We start from the raw sequence: 22,267 nt of genomic DNA on the forward strand, positions 1-22,267 counted from the left end.
GGAGACCGCCATGGGAATCTGCGACGCACGCACCGTCATCATCACCGGCGCCGGCGGCGGGCTGGGCCGCGCCTATGCGCTGGCCTTCGCCGCCGAGGGCGCCAACGTGGTCGTCAACGACATCCGGCGCGAGGCGGCCGAGGCCGTCTGCGCGGAGATCCGCGCGGCGGGCGGCAGCGCGCTGGCCAGCGCCGACGACATCACGCAGCTGGCCACCGCGCAGCGCATCGTCGATGCCGCGGTCGAGGCCTTCGGCGAGGTCCACGTGCTGGTCAACAACGCCGGCATCTGCCGCGACCGCATGTTCGTCAGCCTGACCGAAGCGGACTGGGACGACGTCATGCGCGTGCACCTGCGCGGCCACTTCTGCCTGGCCAACCTGCTGGCCCGGCGCTGGCGCGATGCCGCCAAGGCCGGCCGCGCCGTTGACGCGCGCATCATCAACACCAGCTCCGGCGCGGGCCTGCAGGGTTCGGTCGGGCAGTCCAACTACGCCGCCGCCAAGGCTGGCATTGCCGCGCTCACGCTGGTGCAGGCCGCCGAGCTGGGCCGCTATGGCATCACCGCCAATGCGCTGGCGCCGGCGGCGCGCACCGGCATGACCGAAGACGTGTTCGCCGACATGATGCGGGCGCCGGCCGACGGCTTTGACTACTACGACCCGGCCAACGTCGCGCCGCTGGTGGTGTGGCTGGGCAGCGCCGCGTCCGCGCAGGTCAACGGGCGCATGTTCGAGGCGGCCGGCGGCATGGTCTCGGTGGCCGACGGCTGGCGCACCGGACCCAAGACCGACAAGGGATCGCGCTGGCAGCCGGCCGAACTGGGCGCAGCCGTGGTGGAACTGCTGGCGCAGGCGCAGGCGCCCCAGCCAGTCTACGGCAGCTGAGCGCGACGGCCATGGACTTCTCCCTTAGCGTCGAACAGCAGATGGTCCGCGACAGCGCGCGCGACTACCTCGCCGCGCACAGCGATTCGGCGGCGGTGCGGCGCGTGACCGAGGCAGGCCCGGCTCACGATGACGCGCTGTGGCGCGCGATCGCGGGTGAACTCGGCTGGTGCGGCATCGCATTGCCGGAAGCCGTGGGCGGTGTGGGCCTGGGTGCTACCGGGCTCATGCTGCTGCAGGAGCAGCTGGGCCAGCGCCTGGCCTGCGTGCCGTTCTGGTCGAGCGCCTGCTTGGTCGCGCCGTGGCTGCAGGCCAGCCTCGGCGAGCGCGGCAGCGCGCAGTGGCTGGAGCGGCTGGCCGTTGGCGAGTGCCGTGGCGCCGCGGTGCTGCCTGACGATGGCGGCTGGCACTACGACGGGGTAGCGATCACTGCGCAGGCAAGCGCGGACGGCTTCGTGCTGCGCGGCGGCGCCGCTCAGGTGCCCGATGGCTTCGGCGCCGATTGGCTGCTGGTGCCGGCGAGGCTCGATGACGGTGCGCCCGCGCTATTCCTGCTAGAGCCTGTCGCGCTGGCTGACGATGAGCGAATCAGGCTGGCGCCGCTCGATACGCTGGACCGCACCCGGCCGTTGGCCTCGCTGCGGCTGGACGGGCTGCCCGTTTCCGCAAGTGCCTGCCTGGCACGCGGGGACGCGGCGGCGCAGGGCCTGGCCCAGGCCTGGTGGCACGGCAAGCTGATGCTGGCAGCGGAGCAGCTTGGCGCGGCCCAGCAATGCCTGGACCTGACCGTGGCCTATGCATCGGAACGGATCCAGTTCGGACGCGCCATCGCCTCGTTCCAGGCGGTCAAGCACCGCTGCGCGCAGATGATGGTGCTGGTCGAGGCGGCGCGCTCGGCCGTGTATGGCGCGGCGCAGGCGTGGGAAACGAGCGATGTGGCCGATGGCACCGGCATTCGCCTTGACATCGCCGCCGCATCCGTGGCCGCCGACGATGCCCTGCGCTTCTGCGCGCAGGAGGCCATCCAGTTGCATGGCGGCGTCGGCTTCACCTGGGAATACGACCCCCAGCTCTATTTCAAGCGCGCGCAGGCCGCCAGCCACTGGCTGGGCGGTGCCGGCGCGGCGCTGGCGTATCTCGCAGCAAATGGCCCGCACGCCTGGAGGACAGCATGACAGCGAATCACGAGGCGGCATTCCGCGCCGAAGTCGCGCAGTGGATGGCCGCCAACCTGGCCGGCGAGTTCGCCTGCCTGAAGCACCGCGGCGGCCCCGGCGACGAAGAGGCCTATCCCGAACTGCGCAAGGCGTGGGAGCGCCGGCTGGCCGAAGGCGGCTGGACCGGCCTGGGCTGGCCGCGTGCACATGGCGGGCGCGAGCTGCCGGTCATGCAGCAGGTGATCTTCCATGAGGAATACGCGCGGGCAGGGGGACCGGGGCGCATGGGCCATATCGGCGAGGGGCTGATCGGCCCGACCCTGGTCGCCTTCGGCACCGAGGATCAGAAGGCGCGCCTGCTGCCCGGCATCCTTGATGGCACCACGTTCTGGTGCCAGGGGTATTCGGAGCCTGGGGCGGGCTCGGACCTGGCCAATGTGCGCACGCGGGCGCAGCGCGATGCGGCCACTGGCGACTGGCTGGTGAGCGGCCAGAAGGTGTGGACCTCGCTCGCGCACGATTCGGACTGGATCTTCGTGCTGGCGCGCTGCGAGCCCGGCTCGCGCGGCAGCAAGGGCCTGATCTTCCTGATGCTGCCGCTGGGCCAGCCCGGCATCGAGATCCGGCCGATCCGCCAGATGGGCGGTGGCGCCGAATTCAATGAAGTGTTCTTCGACGGCGCCCGTGCCGCCGCCGCCGATGTGCTGGGCGCGCCCGGCGATGGCTGGCGCATCGCCATGGCGCTGCTGGGCTTCGAGCGCGGCATCTCCACGCTGGGCCAGCAGATGCAGTTCACGCACGAGCTGGAATGGGTGGCGCAGGCCGCGCGCGACAACGGCAGCAGCCGCGACGCGCTGGTGCGCCAGCGCATTGCGCGCGCCTGGGCCGGCCTGCGCGTGATGCGCGCCAATGCGCTGCGCATGCTGGCAGGCGCGGCGCAGGCAGGCCAGGACGGTGGCACCGCGCTGCAGCGCGAGGCGCTGATCTACAAGTACTACTGGTCCAACTGGCACCGCGACCTGGGCCAGCTGGCGCTGGACGTGCTGGGCCCGCTGGCCAATGTGCTGGACGCCGGCGACACGCGCCGCACGCGGCTGCAGCAGATGGCGCTGTTCTCGCGCGCCGACACCATCTACGCCGGCACCAACGAAATCCAGCTCAACATCATCGCCGAACGCGGCCTTGGCATGCCGCGCGAAGCACGAGGACAGCCATGACCCTGAACACCGAAATCCCCAGCGCCCCGGCCTATGTGCCAGGCCATCAGCTGCTCGCCGGCAAGAGCGTGCTCATCACCGCCGCGGCGGGCGCCGGCATCGGCTTTGCCGCCGCGCGCCGCTGCGCGGAGGAGGGTTGCCGCGCGCTGATGATCTCCGACGTCCACCCGAAGCGGCTGGACGAAGCGGTCGGGCGCCTGCGCGCGGAAACCGGCCTGCAGGCGATCCATGGCCAGCTTTGCGATGTGTCGGATGAGGCGCAGGTGCGCGCACTTGTGGCCGCCGCCGAAGAAGATTTGGGCGGCACCGACGTACTGATCAACAACGCCGGCCTGGGCGGCTCGCGCCGCCTAGTTGATATGGACGATGCCGAGTGGTCGCGCGTGATCGATATTTCCCTCACGGGCACCTTCCGCATGACGCGCGCGATGTTGCCGCACATGCAGGCGCGCCGGCGCGGCGCCATCGTCAACAACGCCTCGGTGCTGGGCTGGCGTGCGCAGAAGGAGCAGTCGCACTACGCCGCGGCCAAGGCCGGGGTGATGGCGCTGACGCGCTGCAGCGCGATGGAGGCCGCCGAATTTGGCGTGCGCATCAACGCCGTGGCACCCAGCATCGCGCTGCACGACTTCCTGAAGAAGTCGGCGCCGGCCGACCTGTTGCGCCAGCTCAGCGAGCGCGAAGCCTTCGGGCGCGCGGCCGAGGTGTGGGAGGTGGCCAATGTGATGGTGTTCCTGGCCAGCGACTATGCCTCGTACATGACGGGCGAGGTGCTGCCGGTGAGCAGCCAGCGGGCTTGAAGGGAAACAGTTGGGACCGGGAACAACGCAGGAACCAGACATGCCAAAAATCTTCCGTTCTGCCGAAGACATCCACGCCGCCGTCGGCCAGCGCCTCGGCGAGAGCGCCTGGACCCAGATCACACAGGAACAGGTCAACCAGTTCGCCAATGCCACCGGCGACCACCAGTGGCTGCACGTGGACCCGGAGCGCGCCGCGCAGGGCCCATACGGCGCGTGCATTGCGCACGGCTACCTGACGCTGGCGCTGGTCAACCAGTTCCTGCCGGAGCTGGTCACGGTCGAAGGCATGAAGTGGGGCGTCAACTACGGCTGCGACAAGGTGCGCTTCCCGGCGCCGGTGCGCGTGGGCGCGCGCGTGCGCGGGGTGGGGGAACTGGTGCGGGCCGAGACCTTGCAGGGCGGCGTGCAGTCGGTGGTGCGCATGACCGTGGAAATCGAAGGCGGGGACAAGCCGGCCTGCGTGGCCGAGACCATCAGCCGCTATTACTTCTGAACAGGAATCAGCATGAAAGAAGCAGTCATTGTCGCCGTCGCGCGCACACCGATCGGCAAGGCCTTCCGCGGTGCCTTCAACGACACCGAGGCCCCGGCGCTGGGCGGCCACGTGGTGCGCGCGGTGGTGGAGCGCGCCGGCGTGGATCCGTCCGAGGTGGAAGATGTGCTGATCGGCGCGGCCGCGCAGCAGGGCACCCAGGGCTACAACCTGGGCCGCCTGTGCGCGGTGGCGGCCGGCCTGCCGGACAGCGTGCCCGGCATGACCATGGACCGCATGTGCGGCTCGGGCTTGATGACGATCGCGGCGGGCGCCCGTGCGATCCAGTGCGGCGAGGCCGACATCATCGTGGCCGGCGGCGCGGAATCCATCTCGCTGACGCAGACCAAGCACAAGAACAGCTACCGCGCCCAGTCCGAAGCGGTGCTGGCGCGGCAGCCGGCAGCCTACATGGCAATGATCGAGACCGCCGAGGTAGTGGCGCGCCGCTACGGCATCAGCCGCGCCGAGCAGGACGCCTACGCCTGGCGCAGCCAGCAGCGCACCGCCGAGGCACAGCGGCGCGGGGCCTTCGACGACGAGATCGTGCCGCTGGAAACGCGCCGTGCGCTGTTCGACAAGGCCGGCACGCTGACCGGCCACGAGACCGTTCGGCTTGCGCACGACGAGTGCAACCGGCCCGATACCACCGCCAGCAGCCTGGAGGCGCTGAAGCCGGTCTGGAGCGGCGGACAGGCTGTGGCCGCCGGCGAGCACATCACCGCCGGCAATGCTTCGCAACTATCAGACGGCGCCGCTGCGGTGCTGCTGATGAGCGCCGACGAGGCCCGCCGCCGCGGCCTGCGCCCGCTGGGCCGCTACCGTGGCATGGCGGTGGCGGGCTGCGCGCCGGACGAGATGGGGATCGGCCCGGTGTTCGCCGTGCCCAAACTGCTCGCGCGCCATGGCATGACGGTGGCGGATGTGGGCCTGTGGGAGCTGAACGAGGCCTTTGCCTGCCAGGTGCTGTACTGCCAGCAGAAGCTGGGCATCCCGGATGCGCGGCTGAACGTCAACGGCGGCGCGATCTCGATCGGCCATCCGTTCGGCATGTCGGGTGCGCGCATGACCGCGCATGCACTGATTGAAGGCCGGCGCCGCGGCGTGCAGCAGGCGGTGGTGACCATGTGCATCGGCGGCGGCATGGGCGCCGCCGCGCTGTTCGACGTTCTGTAATCACAAGCAGCCCTGCAGGAACCGGCCCGCAACGAGGCCGCCTGCCATCACTCCAATCGGAGGAGACTTTATGAAACGACTGATCGGCGTTGCCATGTCGCTGGCCGTGCTGGCCACCGCGGTATGGGCCTTCGCGCCGCGCCCGCTGCCGCCGTTCGCGGCCACGACGCTGCGCCCGGACGGCTTGCAGGTCAACGGCATTGCGCGCGCCGGCGAGCGTCTGGTGGCAGTGGGCGAGCGCGGCCAGATCCTGTTCAGCGACGACCAGGGCGGCAACTGGCGCACGGCCGTCGTGGATCATCCGCAAGGCGCCGCGCTGACCCAGGTGGCCTTTGCCGACAGCCGCCACGGCATGGCGGTCGGGCACAGCGGCTGGATCCTGCGCACCGAAGACGGCGGTGTGCACTGGCAGCAGGTGGCCTTCGACGCGCGCTCGTCCGACCCGCTGCTGGGCGCCTGGGCGCAGGCGGGCGGCCCGTGGTTTGCCGTCGGCAGCTTTGGCCGCTTCCTGGTCTCGCGCGACCAGGGCAGGCACTGGGAGGAGGCCGCTGACAAGGCCATGCAGGACCGCCACCTCAACGGCATCGCCGGCGATGCGCAGGGACGCCTGATGCTGGTCGGCGAAGCCGGCCTGGTGCTGCGCTCGCCCGACGGCGGCAGCCGCTGGGAGGTGATGAAGTCCCCCTACGAGGGTTCGCTGTACGGCGTGCTGCCGCTGCGCGACGGCGCCTGGCTGGCCTTCGGCATGCGCGGCAACGCCTTGCGCAGCGAGGACTTCGGTGCCACCTGGCAGGCCGCGGACACTGGCCTCAAGACCTCGTTCTTCGGCGGCGTCGAGCTGCCCGATGGCCGCGTCGTGCTGGCCGGGCAGGGTGGCACGCTGGTGATGTCCGCCGACGGCGGGCGCCACTTCACCGCCTTGCCCGCCGGCAGCCCGCAGACCCTGGCCGCGCTGGCCCCTGCCGGCAAGGACAAGCTGGCGCTGGGCGGCAATGGCGGCCTTGCCGGCGCCACGCTCGCCGCCAACCCCCGCTGACCCCGCCTGACCCTGGCTTACCGAATGCGAGAACGATCATGACCCGCCCCCATTCCTCCGGCCGCCTGGGCCGCTTTGTCGATGCCTGCGCCAGCCTGCTGATGCACCGGCGCCGCCTGCTGCTGGCGCTGTGCCTGGCCGTGACCGTGGCGCTGGGCGTCTCGGCCACGCGGCTGCGGCTCGATCCCGGCTTCAACAAGATGATCCCGCTGCAGCATGCGTACATGCAGGTGTTCACCAAGTACGCGAGCACCTTCTCCGGTGCCAATACGGTGCTGCTCAGCCTGCGCTGGAAGGGCGACGGCGACATCTACAACGCGGCCTTCATGGACAAGCTGCGCCGTGCCACCGATGACGTGTTCTTCATTCCCGGCGTGGACCGGTCGCGCGTGTTCTCGCTGTTCACGCCCAATGTGCGCTACACCGAGGTGACGGAGGCAGGCTTTCGCGGCGACGTGGTGGTGCCGGGGCGCTTCTCCGGCACGCCGGCCGAGCTCGACAAGGTGCGCCGCAACGTGGCGCGCTCCGGCCAGATCGGCCGCCTGGTCAGCAACGACCTCAGGTCCGCGCTGATCCGCGCGGAATTGCGCGAGACCGATCCGGCCACCGGCAAGACCATCGACTACGGTTCGGTCGCGCGCCAGCTGGAGAAGATCCGCGGGGAATTCAGCGGCACCGACGTCGAGGTCAATATCGTCGGCTTTGCCAAGCTGGTGGGCGATGTGGAAGAGGGCATCGCCGGCGTGATGGGCTTCTTCGCGCTGGCCTTCGCCGTGACCGCGCTGCTGCTGTGGCTGTACACGCGCTCGCTGCGCATCACGCTGCTGTCGCTGGTGGTGGCGCTGCTGCCCGTGGCCTGGCTGCTGGGCCTGCTGCCGCTGCTGGGCTACGGCATCGACCCGATGTCGATCCTGGTGCCGTTCCTGATCTTCTCGATCGGGGTCTCGCACGCGGTGCAGATGACCAATGCCTGGAAGCAGGAAGTGGTGCAGGGGCACAATGCCCTGGACAGCGCCAGCGCGGCCTTCCGCAAGCTGTTCATCCCCGGCACGGTCGCGCTGCTGACCAACGCGCTCGGGTTCATGGTCATCATGCGCATCGAGATCGACATCGTGCGCGAGCTTGGCATCACGGCCTGCCTGGGCGTGCTGCTGATGATCGTGACCAACAAGGTGTTCCTGCCGATCCTGCTGTCGTACACGCGGCTGGAGCCGTCGGCGCTGGCATCGGCGCAGGCCCGGCGCGCGCAGGGAACCGGCGGGCTGTGGCAGAAATTTGGCGCGCTGGCGCGCCCGGGACCGGCGCTGGGCGTGTTCGTGGCCGCGCTCGCGCTGCTGGCGGCCGGCGCCATCGATTCGCGCGGCCTCAAGATCGGCGATGTCGGCAGCGGCGCACCGGAACTGCGCGCGGATTCGCGCTACAACCGCGACAGCGCCAGCATCGTGAGCCAGTACAACATCGGCTCGGATGCGCTGACCGTGGTGGTGGAGCCCACCGGCTTCGATGACGGTTGCCTGCACTACCCGGTGATGAGTGCGGTGGAACGCTTCGAGATGCATATGCGCGGCGTGTCCGGCGTGCAGTCGGTGGTGAGTGTATCGTCGCTGGCCAAGGTGGTGATCGGCGCCTACAACGAGGGCAACCCGCGCTGGGAGGCGCTGCCGCGCAGCAGCGAGGGCCTGAGCCAGGGTGCCAAGGCCTTCGACCCGGACAACGGCATGAATACCTCGAACTGCCAGGCCATCCAGGTGCTGATCTACACGGCCAACCATGAGGGCGCCACCATCGCCCACATCATCCGCGAGATCCGCCGCTTCACCGCCGCCGACAAGACCCCCAACGTGGCGTTCCGCCTGGCAGGCGGCAATATCGGCGTGATGGCGGCCACCAATGAGGCGGTGGAGGAAGCCGAAGTGACCATGCTGCTGTCGATCTTCGGCGCGATCACGCTGCTGTGCCTGCTGACGTTCCGCTCGTGGCGCGCGGTGCTGTGTATCATCGTGCCGCTGACGCTGGTGTCGGTGCTGTGCAATGCGCTGATGGCGCGGCTTGGCATCGGGCTGAAGGTGTCGACGCTGCCGGTCATCACGCTGGGCGTGGGCGTTGGCGTGGACTACGGCATCTACCTGTATGAGCGCATCCAGCACCAGATCCGCGAGGAAGGACAGGCCTTGCCGCAGGCCTTTGCCGAGGCCATGCGCCAGCGCGGTTCGGCGGCGCTGTTCACGGCGCTGACGATGTGCATCGGCGTGGGCACCTGGGCCTTTGCCGCACTCAAGTTCCAGGCCGACATGGGGATCCTGCTCGCGTTCATGTTCCTGGTGAACCTGTTCGGTGCGGTATCGTTGCTGCCGGCGCTGGCTGCGTGGCTGGGCGTGGAGGAAGAAGAGCGTGCGCGCGTGGCCGCCGGTGGTACCGGTGGCGCCGCGCGCGGCGAGACGGTGCCGCCGGCGCACGCCTTGAAATCCGACGTGGTATAGGGCCGATGGCCCGGAGAGACAGCATGCACGATCACCAGGCTTCCGCGGCGGCATTCACGCCGGTCCGCATCGGCCCGCTTACACTGCGCAACCGCTTGATCAAGGCCGGCGCCAACGAGGGCATGACGCCGCATGGCTTGCCGACCCAGGCGCTGGTCAGGCACCACCGCGAGCTTGCCGCGGGCGGCGTGGGCATGACCACGGTGGCGTATGCGGCGGTGGCCGACGACGGCCTGACTTTTTCGCACCAGCTCAGCATGCGCCCGGAGCAGGTTGCGCCCCTGCGCGTGCTGACCGATGCCGTGCATCGCGAAGGCGCGGCGGCCTGCCTGCAGATCACCCATGCGGGCTCGTTCACCACCATGCGCCATGGCGGCAGCCGCGCGCCGGGCAGTGCTTCGTCCGGACTCAATGCCTTTGGCATGCTGCACGGCGTGTATTTCCAGCGTGCCATGCGCGAGGCGGACATGGCGCGCGTTGCCGGCCAGTTCGCCGCGGCGGCGCGGCTGGCGCGCGAAGCCGGCTTCGATGCGGTGGAAATCCACATGGGGCACGGCTACCTGCTCAACCAGTTCCTGTCGCCGCTGAGCAACCGGCGGCGCGATGCGTTCGGCGGCAGCGTGGAGAACCGCACCCGCTTTCCGGCCGCGGTGCTGCGCCAGGTGAAGGACGCGGTCGGCGCCGAGCTGGCGGTCTGCTGCAAGCTGAGCGTCAGCGACGGCGTGCCGGGCGGCAACGAACCCGCGGATTCCGCCGTGACCGCGCGCCTGCTGGAGGCGGAAGGCGCCGACCTGCTGACCCTCAGCGGCGGGCGCAACGTGGAGAGCCCGTGGGCGCTGTTCGGCAGCCCCATGCCCACGGCGCAGATGAAGGCCGCCGCACCGACCGCGGTGGCGCGCTTCGGCATCACCATGCTGGAAAAGCGCACGCCGCGCGCGCTGGCCTTTCGCGAGCTGTACTTCCTGGAGGCGTCGCGCGTGGTGCGGCGGGCAGTGCGCATGCCGCTGGCCTATATCGGCGGCGTCAAGTCGATCGGCAATGTCGCGCAGCTGATGGAAGAGGGCTTCGACTGCGTCGCGCTGGCGCGCGCGCTGATCCACGATCCCGCGCTGGTCGCCAACTGGCGCAGCGGCGCGGTGGCGCATTCGGCCTGTGACAGCTGCAATGGCTGCGTGGCCCGGATCTACGATCCGGCCGGCGTCAGTTGCGTACATGGCCCGGGCAATGACCCGGCGCTGACGCAAACTGCCGCGCTGCAGTAGTCCGATGGGACGATGAGCCGCCGGCCAGACGCTCTTATCTTGAAGGTCCCACGGGAATTCAAGGAGACAGACGCCATGACCGCTGACGGCAACCAGACTGGCTACAAGACCGGCTACAAGATCGAATCACGCCCGCCCGAGGCCCGCTACGCGCGCGGCTGGCATTGCCTCGGCCTGGCCGAGGCCTACCGCGACGGCGTGCCGCACACGCTGAATATCTTCGGCCGGCGCCTGGCGGCGTTTGCCGACTCCACCGGCGCGATTCGCGTGATCGACGGCTACTGTCCGCACATGGGCGCAGACCTGAGCACCGGCACCGTGCAGGGCGACAACCTGGTCTGCCCGTTCCACGGCTGGCAGTGGGGTGGCGACGGCGGCTGCAAGTCCATCCCCTACTGCAAGCGGGTGCCGCCCAAGGCCCGTGTCGGCGCCTGGGAGACCTGCGAGCAGAACCGGCTGCTCTTCATCTGGCACGATCCCGTAGGCCGCCCGGCGCCCCCCGAGGTGGCGATTCCGCGCATCGAGGCCTGCTTCTCATCGGAATGGTCGGACTGGGCCATCGACGAGATGCTGATCCGCACCAACTGCCGCGAGCTGGTCGACAATATCTCTGACATGGCGCATTTCGGCACGGTCCATGGCGCGCCGGTGGACTACTTTGCCAACCTGTTCGAAGACCACAAGGCCACGCAGCTGATGATCGGGCGCAGTGCCCGGCTCTCGGGCGATGCGCAGCTGACGGCGCTGTCCACGTACTTCGGGCCCGCGTACCACATCACCGAGATGATCGGACAGATGGGCGACCAGCAGATCCACTCGATCCTGCTCAACTGCCATGTGCCGATCGACCTCAACAGCTTCGCGCTGCGCTACGGCGTGCTGGTGAAGAAGATCCCGGGTCTGTCCGAGGAACAGAACCGCGCCATGGCGCAAGCCTATGTGGAGCAGGCCAAACAGGCCTTCTACGAGGACGTGGCGATCTGGGACAGCAAGATCCGCATCGACAACCCGCTGCTGTGCGAAGGCGACGGGCCGATCTACCAGATGCGTGACTGGTACCAGCAGTTCTACACCGACGTGGAACAGGTGCGGCCGTCCAGCGTGGCGCGGCGCACCTTTGAGCTGAACCCGGGCAACATCGAGCCGCCGGCGCTGCGGCATGTGTTCGAGGCCTGACCGAAACTCTCACGGAACCCAACACATGAAAACCGTAGTCATTACCGGTTCCGCGTCCGGCATGGGTGCGGCCGTGCGCCAGCGCATGCTCGCGGACGGCTGCCGGGTCATCGGCATCGACCTGCGCGATGCCGACATCCTTGCCGACCTGTCCAGCCAGCAGGGCCGCGCTGCCGCGATCGACGCCGTACTGTCGCGGTCGGGCGGCCGCATCGACCAGCTGGTCTGCTGCGCCGGCCTGGGCCCGCATGTCGAGCCCGCCACGCTGGTGGCATCGGTCAACTACTTCGGCGTGGTGGCGCTGCTGGATGGTCTGTTCGAGGGGCTGCGCCAGGGCTCGGATCCGTGCGCCGTGGTGGTGTCGTCCAATTCGGCCACCCTCCAGTCCTGGGAGGGCAGTCCGCTGCGTGACGCCTACCTCGCCGGTGACGAGTCCGGCGTGCGCGCGATGGTGGCAGCCGCCGCGGCGGCGGAAGCCACCCGGGACCAGGCTGGCTATATCGCCTATGCCAGTTCCAAGCATGCGGTGGCGGCGGCCGCGCGGCAACGTGCGGCCGCGTGGGGCCAGGCCGGCGTGCGCCTCAACGTGGTCGCGCCGGGCGCGGTGGAAACGCCGCTGCTGCAGGCCGGCCTGAAGGATCCGCGCTATGGCGACGCCATCCGCGATTTCCTGCCGCCGCTGGGCCGCCGTGCCCAGCCTGAAGAGGTGGCCGCGCTGATTGCCTTCCTGTGCGGGCCGCAGGCTGCCTACATCCATGGCAACGTGGTATTCATCGACGGCGGCCTGGATGCCGCGCAGCGACCGCTGAACTTCTGATCTGCTGGCCAATGGGGCATCCGTCGCGGCTCGCGGCGGATGCCCCATTTTTTATTCGATGGCGTTCCGGACTTACGCGACCACGACATCGTCCTGCATCCGGCGCTCGCGTTTGCCGGGATACATGGCTTCCTTTTCGAGGTAGAAGCAACCGGCGTAGCCCGGGTTGCAATCGGAGCGGCTGGGCTTTGCCATGTAAAAACCCCCAAAAATCGTCTCCGACTTCTGGGGGCTGGGGAGCGCGGCCGGGCGCCAAAGGCTGCGCCCGGCCGGATATCACGATCGGATCAGGTACCCGACCCGCGCGCGGCGTCCGGGGAGAAGAACGACTCGTTGAATTCCGGGCTGTTGTTCAGCGTTGCCATCGGGCCTTCGTTGGTCAGGCGGTCGGCCAGGTAGGCACCCGAAATCAGGTCATGGTAGAACACCGTGGTCGGATAGTAGCGGCGTGCATCATAGGCGTACACCGAGGCCTGGAGATTGGTGCGCCACAACTGGCCGCGGCCATCGTAGTTGTCGGCCGCCAGGGCGAGCCAGCTGTCTTCGTCGAGATACAGCACGCGTTTCGCATACTGGTGGCGGAAGCCGGACTTGAGCGTTGCTTCCAGTACCCATACCCGATGCGGTTCATAGCGCATCACGTCCGGATTGGCATGGCCATTCGTGAGCAGCTCCTTGTACTTGACGGAAGTGCTCAGCAGCTTGTAGTTGTGGTACGGGACGAAGATCTCCTTCTTGCCGACGATCTTCCAGTTGTAGCGCTCGCCCGAGCCGTTGAAGAGCCGGTCGTCGTCCACGGTGCGGAAGCCGCCGGGGCCCTGGGGCTGGTCAAAGCCGAATTCCGGCGCCTGGCGCACCCGCCGCGTGCCCGGATTGTAGATCCACGTGCGGTTGGTGTCAGAACCCTCCTGGTCCCAGACCGCGTAGCCAACGATCACCTGGCCGCGGTCACGCAACGGCAAGTCGGTAGCGGTGCGGAAGAAGGAGCGCTCGTTGATGGCGTTGTGCGGGTCGAACTTGCCGTTGTTGCGCGGCGACAGGATGCTGTACGAGACGCGCCCCCACGCGATCGAACCGTTCGGATAGACCACGGCCTGGTCGAACTGCGCCTTCTCGGTGCCGATGGCCGACGAGAAGCGCTGGTTCCACAACAGCTCCATCGCGGTTTTTGGAATCGGGTAGGGAACCTGGGGTCCCGCTTCCTTCAGGCCGTTGGCATCGCTCGTCATGCTGACGGTGGAGGCGTAGGTGCGGATGTCCTTGTAGACGGTGTCCTCATACCGGAAGTCGCGATGGCTTGAGTAGACCGGCATTTTGAAGGTGTCGGGGTACTTCTTGAACAGCGCCTTCTGCCCGTCGCTGAGCCGCTCGGCATACTGCGCCATGTTCTGCGCGGTGATGACGAAAAGCGGCTTCTCATCGGCATACGGGTCCGGGTAGCGTTCGCCGCGCTGGTATTTGACATGGGCCGGCGTGCCCAGCCACTTGCCGGTCCACGCCGGGACCTCGCCGTCCTTGCTGGCGGCACGCTCGGCGCCCATCGGCGTGAGGGTGCCATCAAGTTGCTTGAGCTCCTCCGGGGTGGCCTTCGCCCACGATGCCGCCGCCAGGGCCATGCTGGTGAGCAGCAGGCCACCGCGTATCAGTTGTCTTGTGCTGGATGTCATTGAAGTCTCGCTCCTTGTAAAGAGGAATGGCCGGCGCGGGCTGTGCCTGTGCCTGTGGTGACAGCGTAGTGATGGCGCGGCGGTGGGGAATCGTTGGAACGGACTAGTGGATTTCCCTAGCGTCCGGCGTGGCGGAGGGTGGGGTCTGGCGCGGGGCGGGGGGCGATCCGTGTGGAGTGCCGGAATCGCGGCATTGTTACGTTGGCAAGCTGGCAGTGCGATAGCGCGTTACGCTCCAGGCTTTCCCCCCAATGCATCCAGCATCGACAGCACCACCGGCGAGTCCTCGTCACTGCGCCAGATTCCCTGCAACTCGGAGAGCTTCCCCTGCCTGAACAGTGGCCGGCAGACCAGGTTCGGTAGTACCACCGTATCCACGGATTGCGGGACCAGCGACACACCGAAGTTCTTCGAGACCAGCGTGGCGATCGTCAGCATGTGGCGGACTTCATGCCGGATGTTGGGCGTGAATCCGGCGCGCACGCACATGGCGACAATCTTGTCGTGGAACTCCGGAGAGAAGTGCCGCGGGAACAGCACAAAATCCTCGTCGCGCAGCTTGCGGATATCGATCAGTTGCCGGTCTGCAAGCGGATGGGCGGCCGGCAGCAAGCACACGAACCGCTCCGAATGAAGTGTGCACGACGAGATGCCGGCGGGAATGACGCGCGGGTGAATGATGCCGATATCGATCTGCCTGCCTTGCAGCGCATCGATCTGCTCGAAGCTGTTCAGTTCATGCACGATCACATTGATGTCGCCGCCACCGGCGCCAAGCGCGCGAATCCTGTCGCCCAGGGACGTGAGGAGCGCTGAGCCCACGAAGCCGACGCGGACTGTCCCGGTCTCCCCGCGCGCGGCACGGCTCGCCATTTCCTGGGCATTGCGCGCCAGCGTGAGCATCCGGAGCGCCTCCTGGTAGATCACCTTGCCTGCGGGTGTCAGTGCGACCTCTCGCGTACTGCGTCGCAGCAACTGAACGCCGAGCGATTCCTCAAGCTTGCTGATATTGAAGCTTAGCGGCGGCTGCGTAATTGCCAGGCGCGCAGCCGCACGCCCGAAATGCAGTTCCTCGGCGACAGCAACGAAGTAACGCAGTTGCCTGAGATCCATTGGCGCTCCCCGGATTGATTCAGTTCTTGTATTAATAGGCCAAAAAATTATATTGGACGCGCCCAATCACAGCCACAAGAATAGGCTCCAACACGCCGCCCCCGGCAATCGCCCGGCCATCGACGCGTGATAACAAGACCAGAGGAGACAAACTGTGGACAAGGCCTTCCATGCAGTGCTGGGCTGCGTTGCCGCGATGACCCCGCTCGCGGTGTCGGCGGCCACCGCGGCGCCGGAGACAGACTATCCACGCCAGGCCATCCGTATCGTTGTCCCCTACGCCGCGGGAGGCATGACAGACATCGTGGCGCGCGTGGTAGGCCAGAAGCTGGGTGAGCGCCTCGGGCAGCCGGTGGTGGTGGAGAACCGCCCGGGCGCCGCCACCATTGTCGGTGCCGAGCTGGTTGCCGGCGCCAGGCCCGATGGCTACACGCTGCTGGCCGCGACCAACACGACGCTCACGATCAATCCATGGCTCTACCCAAGTCTTCGCTATGACCCCGTCAAGAGCTTTGCGCCGATTGCCATGGTGGCCAGTGCCCCAAGCGTGATCGTGGTCAATCCGCAGTTGCCGGCGAAGACCCTTGGTGATCTGGTGCAGCTGGCACGCACGAAGCCCGGGAGCGTCAGCTACGCCTCCTATGGCAATGGCTCGACGGCCCACCTGGCCGGTGAAATGCTGAAAGCACGGGCCGGCGTCGAACTGCTGCATGTGCCGTACAAAGGAAGCGCGCCCGCCAAGGCCGCCGTGATGGCAAATGAAGTCTCGGTGACCTTCGAACCGGCCTTTACCGGGATGCCGCAGATCTCCGCGGGCAAGATCCGGGCCCTGGCAGTCATGAGCAGCAAGCGGTCAGCCGTCCTGCCCGACGTGCCAACCACGGCGGAGCTCGGCTATGCGGGCATGGAGATGGCAGCCTGGGTGGGGTTCATGACCCCACGCGGCACCCCGACCGCCATTGTGAGCAAGCTCGCCGGCGAGATCGAGCGCATCGTGAATGAACCCGATGTCCGGCGCACGCTGCTGCAAAGCGGCGCCGAGCCAGCCGGGTACTACGGGGAAGCGTTTGCAGCCTACATGCGCGACGAGAACGCCCGCTATGGAAGAGTCATCACGGCTTCCCACATTCGCGCTGACTGAATCGAGACCAATACCATGACAAAACCGCTTTCCCATGTCCGCGTACTGGATATGAGCCGCGTGCTGGCCGGGCCGTGGTGCACACAGAACCTGGCTGACCTCGGTGCCGAGGTAATCAAGGTCGAGCGCCCGGGAGTGGGCGATGAAACGCGCGGCTGGGGCCCGCCATGGCTGCCATGCGCGGATGGCGGCCTGGGGGAGGACTCCGGGTACTACGCGTCGACCAATCGCGGCAAGAAGTCCATCACCGTCGATCTGGCGAGCGCGCAAGGCCAGGACATCATCCGGCGCCTGGCCAGCACGTCAGACGTGCTGGTCGAAAACTACAAGGTCGGTACGCTGGCACGTTACGGCCTCGCCTATGACGATCTGCGCGAAGTGAATCCGCGCCTGATCTACTGCTCCGTGACGGGCTTCGGTCAAACCGGCCCCTACCGGCACCGCCCAGGGTACGACTTTGTATTCCAGGGCATGAGCGGACTGATGAGCATCACCGGTGAACGCGATGACCTGCCCGGAGGTGGCCCCCAGAAGGTTGGCATTGCCGTCGCGGACATTACCACCGGCATGTACGCCAGCCTGGCCATTACGGCTGCGCTGGCCTGGCGTGAGCGCAGCGGGCAGGGCCAGCATATCGACATGGCCTTGCTCGACTGCATGCTTGCCTTCAACAGCAACCAGGCCGTCAACTACATGGTCTCCGGCAAGCTGCCGCGCCGGCTGGGTAATGCGCATCCCAACGCCGCGCCGTATCAGGTATTCGAAAGCCGGGACGGCAGCTTTGTGGTGGCCGTCGGCAATGATGGCCAGTTCGCGGCCTTCTGCAAGGCGATCGGAAGACCGGAACTGGCGGAGGACGAACGCTTTGCCAAGGTGACCGGCCGACTGGTCAACCGAGAGCTGCTATTGCCCATGCTGGCTGACATCATGCGTGGCGATACCACGGCATCCTGGCTGGCCCGCCTCGAAGCCGCGGGTGTGCCCTGCGGGCCGATCAACGATTTCAGCCAGGCCCTCGCCGACGCCCAGGTTCAGCATCGCGGCATCCGGATCGACCTGCCGCTGCCGGACGGGGGCTCCTGCCCCGGCATTGCGAGCCCGATGCGCTTCTCGGCCACGCCGCTCGACTACAAGGCAGGCCCGCCTGCGCTTGGCCAGCATACGGACGCCGTGCTGTCCGAACTCCTCGGGCTCGAGCCTGCGGATCTGAAGCGCCTGCGCGCGGCCGGCGCGATCTGATTGCGCCAGGCTGGCCGGCACGCGATCCGATGGCCTGCCGCCGCCCGGTTTCCCTCGTCAACTGAACAAGGCTCTCATGTCATTCCAAGCCAATTATGACGACTACGTTCGTCCACGTCCCGCCAGTTCTGACCAAAGCTCCCATCGCCTCGCTCCGGATTGCGCGGGTCTCGATTTCCTTGCGCTGGACCGCGGCCTGCAGGACCTGTTGTCGCTCTATCTGCCGGAAGACGTGCGCAGCCACCTGCTTCCGCATTACCAGCGCATGGGTGCGCTGGCGGGCGCCCGCCTGAACGCCCTTTCGATCGTGGCCGACAAGCATCCTCCTGTCCTGCACGCGCGCACACGCTGGGGCGAAGACGAGGATTGGATCGAGTATCACCCCGCCTATCAGGAGATGGAGCATATCGCGTTCGGCGACTTCCAGTTCCATGCCATGAGCCACCGCGAAGGCGTCCTGGGTTGCAGTGCGCCGCTTTCCCCGGTGGCCAAATATGCATTCCAGTACTTGTTCGTGCAGTCTGAGTTCGGACAGATGTGCCCGATCAGTGTTTCCGACACGTCGATCCACCTGATTCGCAAGTACGGCAGCCCGGAACTGCAGGCGAAGCTGCTGCCCCGCATGCTGTCGCCGGATCCGGACCAGTTGTGGAAGGGGACTCAGTTCATGACCGAAAAGGCCGGCGGCTCGGATGTCGGCGCGATCGAGACAGTGGCGCGGCAGGTCGACGGCCATTGGCGGCTCTACGGCGAGAAATGGTTCTGCTCCCACACCGATGCCGATATCGCGCTGCTGCTGGCGCGGCCCGAGGGGGCGCCGGCCGGCACCAGCGGCCTCGCTCTGTTTGCACTGCCGCGCAGGCTGGAGGACGGCAGGCGCAATGCCTATCGCATCGTGCGTCTCAAGGACAAACTGGGAACGCGCTCGATGGCGAGCGGGGAAATCAGGCTGGACGGGGCGCTGGCCTACCTTGTAGGCGCCCCCGACCGCGGCCTCAAGCAGATGATGGAGCAGGTCAACCTGTCGCGTCTCTCTCATGCCGTGCGCGCCGCCGCGATGATGCGGCGCTGCCTGAACGAAGCCTCGCTTGCCGCAAGGTCCCGTTCGGCATTCGGGCGGGAGGTGATTGGCCATGCGCTGCTGCGCCGGCAGTTGCTGAAGCTGATGATTCCGACCGAGGCAGCACTCTCGATGACCATGACAACCGCGGACGTCATGCGCAGAGCCAATGAAGGCGATGCAGCGGCCGGCAAGGTCCTGCGGTTGCTGACGCCGCTGTTAAAGTTCCGGGCCTGCCGTGACAACATCACGGTTGCCACGGGCGCCATGGAAATCCGGGGCGGAAACGGCTATATCGAGGATTTCGTCAACGCGAGACTGGTGCGTGACGCTCATATCGGCGTGCTCTGGGAGGGAACCAGCAACATCAACGCACTCGATGCTATCCAGCGTGCTGTGCGCAAGGATGGCGCTCAGCATCTGCTACTGGCGGAATTGTCCGGGCGGCTGGAGCAAGCCCCGCGCCTGCCGGCGAGTTTGCGCCATGCGGTCCAGCAGGCACTGGGCCGATCCGTCGCGCTGGCTGAATGCGTCGCGGAGGACGACGGGCATGAAGCGGAAGTCCGCCGCGCAGCCAGTGCGCTTTACTACGCCACGGCCGCGGCGGTACTGGCCTGGGAAGGCGCACAGCCTGGCGTCGACGGCAGGCGCCTGCTGCTGGCCAGCTCGGTGCTTCGCCACTACCTGTCGCCAGCCGATCCCCTCGCCTGCCCGGTCAGGGCCGGAGAGGACAAGACGGACGCGCTGCTGCTGCAGGGCGATCCGATCTCATTCGAAGCGGCTTGCGCGGCGATCGGCAGCTGAAGGGGTTTTGAACGGCGCGAGGCCGGGCAAGTGCCCGGCCCCGCGCAAGCGTGCGGCCAGCGGCCGCAGCCAGGGTCAGGCTTCCATCACTTCGCCGAAGCGCTGCAGGTGGTAGTCGCTGTCGCCCAGCAACTGGTCCAGCATGGTCAGGCGCTTGAAGTAGTCGCCCACGGACAGCTCATCCGTCATGCCCATGCCGCCATGCAGCTGCACGGCCTGCTGGCCGACGAAGCGCCCGGCACGGGCCAGCGTCACCTTGGCCGCGGACAGCATGCGGCGGCGCGCGGCGGGATCGGCCTCGTCCAGCGCCTGGACTGCGACGTAGGCCATCGACAGCGCCAGCTCCTTCTGCACCAGCATGTCGGCCATGCGGTGCTGCAGTGCCTGGAAGCTGGCCAGCGGCTTGCCGAACTGCTGGCGCGTGCCCAGGTACTCGGCGGTGATTTCGATCAGCTTTTCCATGGCGCCGGCGCCCTCGGCGCACAGCGCGGCAACGCCGTGCTCCAGGCCCACGCCCAGCGCGGCCAGGCCGTCGGCGGGCTCGCCCACCAGCGCGCTGGCCGGCACGGTCACGTCCTGCAGCGACAGGTCGGCGGCGCGCAGGCTGTCGATGGTCGGGTAGGCGGTGACGCCCAGGCCCTTGCTGTCGCGCGGCACCAGGAACAACGCAATCTCATTGCTGCCGGCCACGCGCGCGGTCAGCAGGTAGGCGTCGGCGGCGGCGCCGTGCCAGACCACGCTCTTGATGCCGTTGAGCACGTAGCCGTCGCCGCTGCGCTCGGCGCTGGCGCGCGCCGATTCCGGGCGGTAGCGGGTGGTCGGCTCCAGGTAGGCCAGCGTGACGATGCGCTCGCCCGAGGCGATCGCGGGCAGCCATTCTTCCTTCTGCGCGGTGCTGCCGTGGGCGGCCAGGATGGCCGCGGCCATCACGCCGCTGGGCGTGACCGGCTCCAGCACCAGGCCGCGGCCCAGTTCGCGCTGCACCACCAGCTGGCTGGCGGGGCTTTCGCCGAAGCCGCCGAAGTCGGCCGGAACGGTCAGGCCCAGCACGCCCATTTCAGCCAGCTTGTTCCACATGCCGCGATCCAGGCTTTCGCCTGCGCGCGCGCTCTTGCGGCGGGCCTCGAAGGTGTATTCGGTATCGATGAAGCGACGCAGGCTGTCCGCCAGCATCTGTTGCTCTTCGCTGTAGGTGAAGTCCATGTCCTATCCCTTCAGAAACCCAGGATCATCTTGGAGATGATGTTCTTCTGCACTTCGGTCGCGCCGCCGTAGATCGAGGTCTTGCGCATGTCGTAGTAGGTGGAGGCGGCAGGGGCGGCCCAGTCAGGGCCCGCCACCGGCTGCGTCGCGCCCGGCTCAAGCCAGTCCGGCGAATACGGCCAGGCGTTGGGGCCGGCCACTTCCATCATCAGCATGCCCAGGTCCTGCTGCACCTCGGAGCCGCGGATCTTGACGATCGAGGCCTCGGGGCCGGGGGTGCCGGCGGCCTGCGTGGCGACACGCAGCAGCAGCATTTCCAGCGCCATGATGTCCATCTCGACGCGGGCGATCTTGTCGCGCATGCGCACGTCTTCGATCAGCGGACGGCCGGCGCCGTCGGTGGCCTGGCTGGCGTAGTGCTTGAGCAGGCGCAGCTCGCGGTTGCAGTGGCCGATGCCGGCAATGCCGGTGCGCTCATGGCCGAGCAGGTACTTGGCGTAGGTCCAGGCGCGGTTCTCTTCGCCGACCAGGTTCTCGACCGGCACTTCCACGTCCTCGAACCAGGTCTCGTTGACGTCATGGCCGCCGTCGAGCGTCTTGATCGGGCGCACGGTCACGCCGGGCGACTTCATGTCGATCAGCAGCATCGAGATGCCTTCCTGGGCCTTGGCCTCCGGGTCGGTGCGCACCAGGCAGAAGATCCAGTCGGCAAAGTGGGCCATGGTGGTCCAGGTCTTCTGGCCGTTGACGATGTACTTGTCGCCCTTGCGCACCGCGCGCGTCTTCAGCGAGGCCAGGTCGGAGCCTGAGCCCGGCTCGGAGTAGCCCTGGCACCAGAAGTCGTCGATATTGGGGATGCGCGGCAGGAAGCGCTGCTGCATCTCGGGGCTGGCGTACTTCATCAGCACCGGCCCGATCATGGTCAGGCCGAACGGCAGCAGGCGCGGCGCGCCGGCGCGGAAGGTCTCGATCTCGAAGATCAGGCGCTGCAGCGCGGTCCAGCCGGTGCCGCCCCATTGCCTGGGCCAGGTCGGCGCACCCCAGCCGCGGGCCTGCAGGATGCGGTGCCAGCGGATGTAGTCGTCCTTTTCCACGCGCTGGTGGTTGAGTACCTTGTTGCGGATGTCTTCCGGCAGGCTGGCCTGCGCGAATGCGCGGACCTCCTCGCGGAAGGCCTGTTCCTCGGCGGTGAAACGCAAATCCATCTGAATGTCCCCTGTGGTACGCGGGCCGCGCGGCGCTTCTTGCCCAGCTTGGTTGTGCAGTGCGTCAAAGCGGCGGCCCTCACTGTGCCGGCCGATTGTAGGGGCCGGGCGCGATTCTTTGCTTCATCAATGATAAAGCCGTCCTTCGTGGAGGCGGAACCACCTGCGCCGGGTGGTGGCGGGGCGAACGGTGGCTGGCCAGTGGCGTTGATGAACACGGCCTTAGTGAATTCCAAATGGCTCCGGCACGGGGCTTGCCGCAAACTGATGCAGCCAGTTTCATGTGGCCGGGT

The 22,267-nt window shown here is 67.7% G+C and carries 19 protein-coding genes; 14 read left to right on the top strand and 5 right to left on the bottom strand.

What is annotated here, in order from left to right; translation table 11 throughout:
• Nucleotides 1-10: 10 nt before the first annotated feature.
• The 11 genes from ACW4E8_RS11640 to ACW4E8_RS11690 all read left to right on the top strand — a co-directional run bounded on the left by ACW4E8_RS11640 (nt 11) and on the right by ACW4E8_RS11690 (nt 12,542).
• Complete coding sequence (locus tag ACW4E8_RS11640; protein WP_456804645.1) at nt 11-886, top strand: SDR family oxidoreductase; 876 nt, start codon at nt 11-13, stop codon at nt 884-886.
• 11 nt (nt 887-897) lie between these two features.
• A complete protein-coding gene (locus ACW4E8_RS11645) occupies nt 898-2,061 on the top strand; it encodes an acyl-CoA dehydrogenase family protein (protein WP_456804646.1) in 1,164 nt (387 codons plus the stop codon).
• The gene (locus tag ACW4E8_RS11650; protein ID WP_456804647.1) at nt 2,058-3,260 is read left to right on the top strand and encodes an acyl-CoA dehydrogenase family protein; all 1,203 of its coding nucleotides are present in this window, start codon (nt 2,058-2,060) and stop codon (nt 3,258-3,260) included. Before ACW4E8_RS11645 ends, ACW4E8_RS11650 begins: the two co-directional genes overlap by 4 nt.
• Nucleotides 3,257-4,060: an SDR family oxidoreductase gene (locus tag ACW4E8_RS11655; protein ID WP_456804648.1), complete on the top strand. Its 804-nt coding sequence runs from the start codon at nt 3,257-3,259 to the stop codon at nt 4,058-4,060. Before ACW4E8_RS11650 ends, ACW4E8_RS11655 begins: the two co-directional genes overlap by 4 nt.
• A gap of 40 nt (nt 4,061-4,100) precedes the next feature.
• Nucleotides 4,101-4,556, top strand: a complete 456-nt coding sequence (locus ACW4E8_RS11660; RefSeq protein ID WP_456804649.1) for a MaoC family dehydratase — start codon at nt 4,101-4,103, stop codon at nt 4,554-4,556.
• A gap of 12 nt (nt 4,557-4,568) precedes the next feature.
• Nucleotides 4,569-5,771 (top strand): acetyl-CoA C-acyltransferase, encoded by a 1,203-nt coding sequence (locus ACW4E8_RS11665; protein WP_456804650.1) that lies wholly within the window; start codon nt 4,569-4,571, stop codon nt 5,769-5,771.
• A 70-nt stretch (nt 5,772-5,841) separates the two neighbouring features.
• The gene (locus ACW4E8_RS11670; protein WP_456804651.1) at nt 5,842-6,807 is read left to right on the top strand and encodes a WD40/YVTN/BNR-like repeat-containing protein; all 966 of its coding nucleotides are present in this window, start codon (nt 5,842-5,844) and stop codon (nt 6,805-6,807) included.
• A gap of 38 nt (nt 6,808-6,845) precedes the next feature.
• Entirely contained in the window at nt 6,846-9,287 is a 2,442-nt protein-coding gene (locus ACW4E8_RS11675) for an efflux RND transporter permease subunit (protein WP_456804652.1), read from the top strand.
• 83 nt (nt 9,288-9,370) lie between these two features.
• The gene (locus ACW4E8_RS11680) at nt 9,371-10,549 is read left to right on the top strand and encodes an NADH:flavin oxidoreductase (protein ID WP_456804744.1); all 1,179 of its coding nucleotides are present in this window, start codon (nt 9,371-9,373) and stop codon (nt 10,547-10,549) included.
• Between the two features lie 75 nt (nt 10,550-10,624).
• Nucleotides 10,625-11,725 carry a Rieske 2Fe-2S domain-containing protein gene (locus ACW4E8_RS11685; RefSeq protein WP_456804653.1) on the top strand — a complete coding sequence of 367 codons (1,101 nt, stop codon included), beginning with the start codon at nt 10,625-10,627 and terminating at the stop codon, nt 11,723-11,725.
• Between the two features lie 25 nt (nt 11,726-11,750).
• Entirely contained in the window at nt 11,751-12,542 is a 792-nt protein-coding gene (locus ACW4E8_RS11690) for an SDR family oxidoreductase (protein WP_456804654.1), read from the top strand.
• A gap of 72 nt (nt 12,543-12,614) precedes the next feature.
• On the opposite strand, the gene ACW4E8_RS11695 is transcribed toward ACW4E8_RS11690, so the two are convergent.
• From ACW4E8_RS11695 to ACW4E8_RS11705, 3 genes are all read right to left on the bottom strand, one after another.
• A complete protein-coding gene (locus ACW4E8_RS11695; protein WP_456804655.1) occupies nt 12,615-12,737 on the bottom strand; it encodes a hypothetical protein in 123 nt (40 codons plus the stop codon).
• Nucleotides 12,738-12,829: 92 nt separating this feature from the next.
• Entirely contained in the window at nt 12,830-14,209 is a 1,380-nt protein-coding gene (locus ACW4E8_RS11700) for a DUF1329 domain-containing protein (RefSeq protein ID WP_456804656.1), read from the bottom strand.
• Between the two features lie 228 nt (nt 14,210-14,437).
• A complete protein-coding gene (locus ACW4E8_RS11705; protein WP_456804657.1) occupies nt 14,438-15,322 on the bottom strand; it encodes a LysR family transcriptional regulator in 885 nt (294 codons plus the stop codon).
• Nucleotides 15,323-15,476: 154 nt separating this feature from the next.
• Here ACW4E8_RS11705 and ACW4E8_RS11710 point away from each other — a divergent pair, with 154 nt between their 5' ends.
• From ACW4E8_RS11710 to ACW4E8_RS11720, 3 genes are all read left to right on the top strand, one after another.
• Nucleotides 15,477-16,463 carry a Bug family tripartite tricarboxylate transporter substrate binding protein gene (locus tag ACW4E8_RS11710; RefSeq protein WP_456804658.1) on the top strand — a complete coding sequence of 329 codons (987 nt, stop codon included), beginning with the start codon at nt 15,477-15,479 and terminating at the stop codon, nt 16,461-16,463.
• A gap of 15 nt (nt 16,464-16,478) precedes the next feature.
• On the top strand, nt 16,479-17,702 hold the full coding sequence (locus ACW4E8_RS11715) for a CaiB/BaiF CoA transferase family protein (RefSeq protein WP_456804659.1): 1,224 nt from the start codon (nt 16,479-16,481) through the stop codon (nt 17,700-17,702).
• Between the two features lie 76 nt (nt 17,703-17,778).
• Nucleotides 17,779-19,566 (top strand): acyl-CoA dehydrogenase family protein, encoded by a 1,788-nt coding sequence (locus tag ACW4E8_RS11720; protein WP_456804660.1) that lies wholly within the window; start codon nt 17,779-17,781, stop codon nt 19,564-19,566.
• A 75-nt stretch (nt 19,567-19,641) separates the two neighbouring features.
• Here ACW4E8_RS11720 and ACW4E8_RS11725 read toward each other — a convergent pair whose 3' ends face one another.
• Together ACW4E8_RS11725 and ACW4E8_RS11730 are read right to left on the bottom strand one after the other, a co-directional pair.
• Entirely contained in the window at nt 19,642-20,769 is a 1,128-nt protein-coding gene (locus ACW4E8_RS11725) for an acyl-CoA dehydrogenase family protein (protein ID WP_456804661.1), read from the bottom strand.
• 11 nt (nt 20,770-20,780) lie between these two features.
• Complete coding sequence (locus tag ACW4E8_RS11730) at nt 20,781-21,974, bottom strand: acyl-CoA dehydrogenase family protein (RefSeq protein WP_456804662.1); 1,194 nt, start codon at nt 21,972-21,974, stop codon at nt 20,781-20,783.
• Nucleotides 21,975-22,267: the final 293 nt, after the last annotated feature.

Source organism: Cupriavidus sp. CP313, from assembly GCF_054072015.1.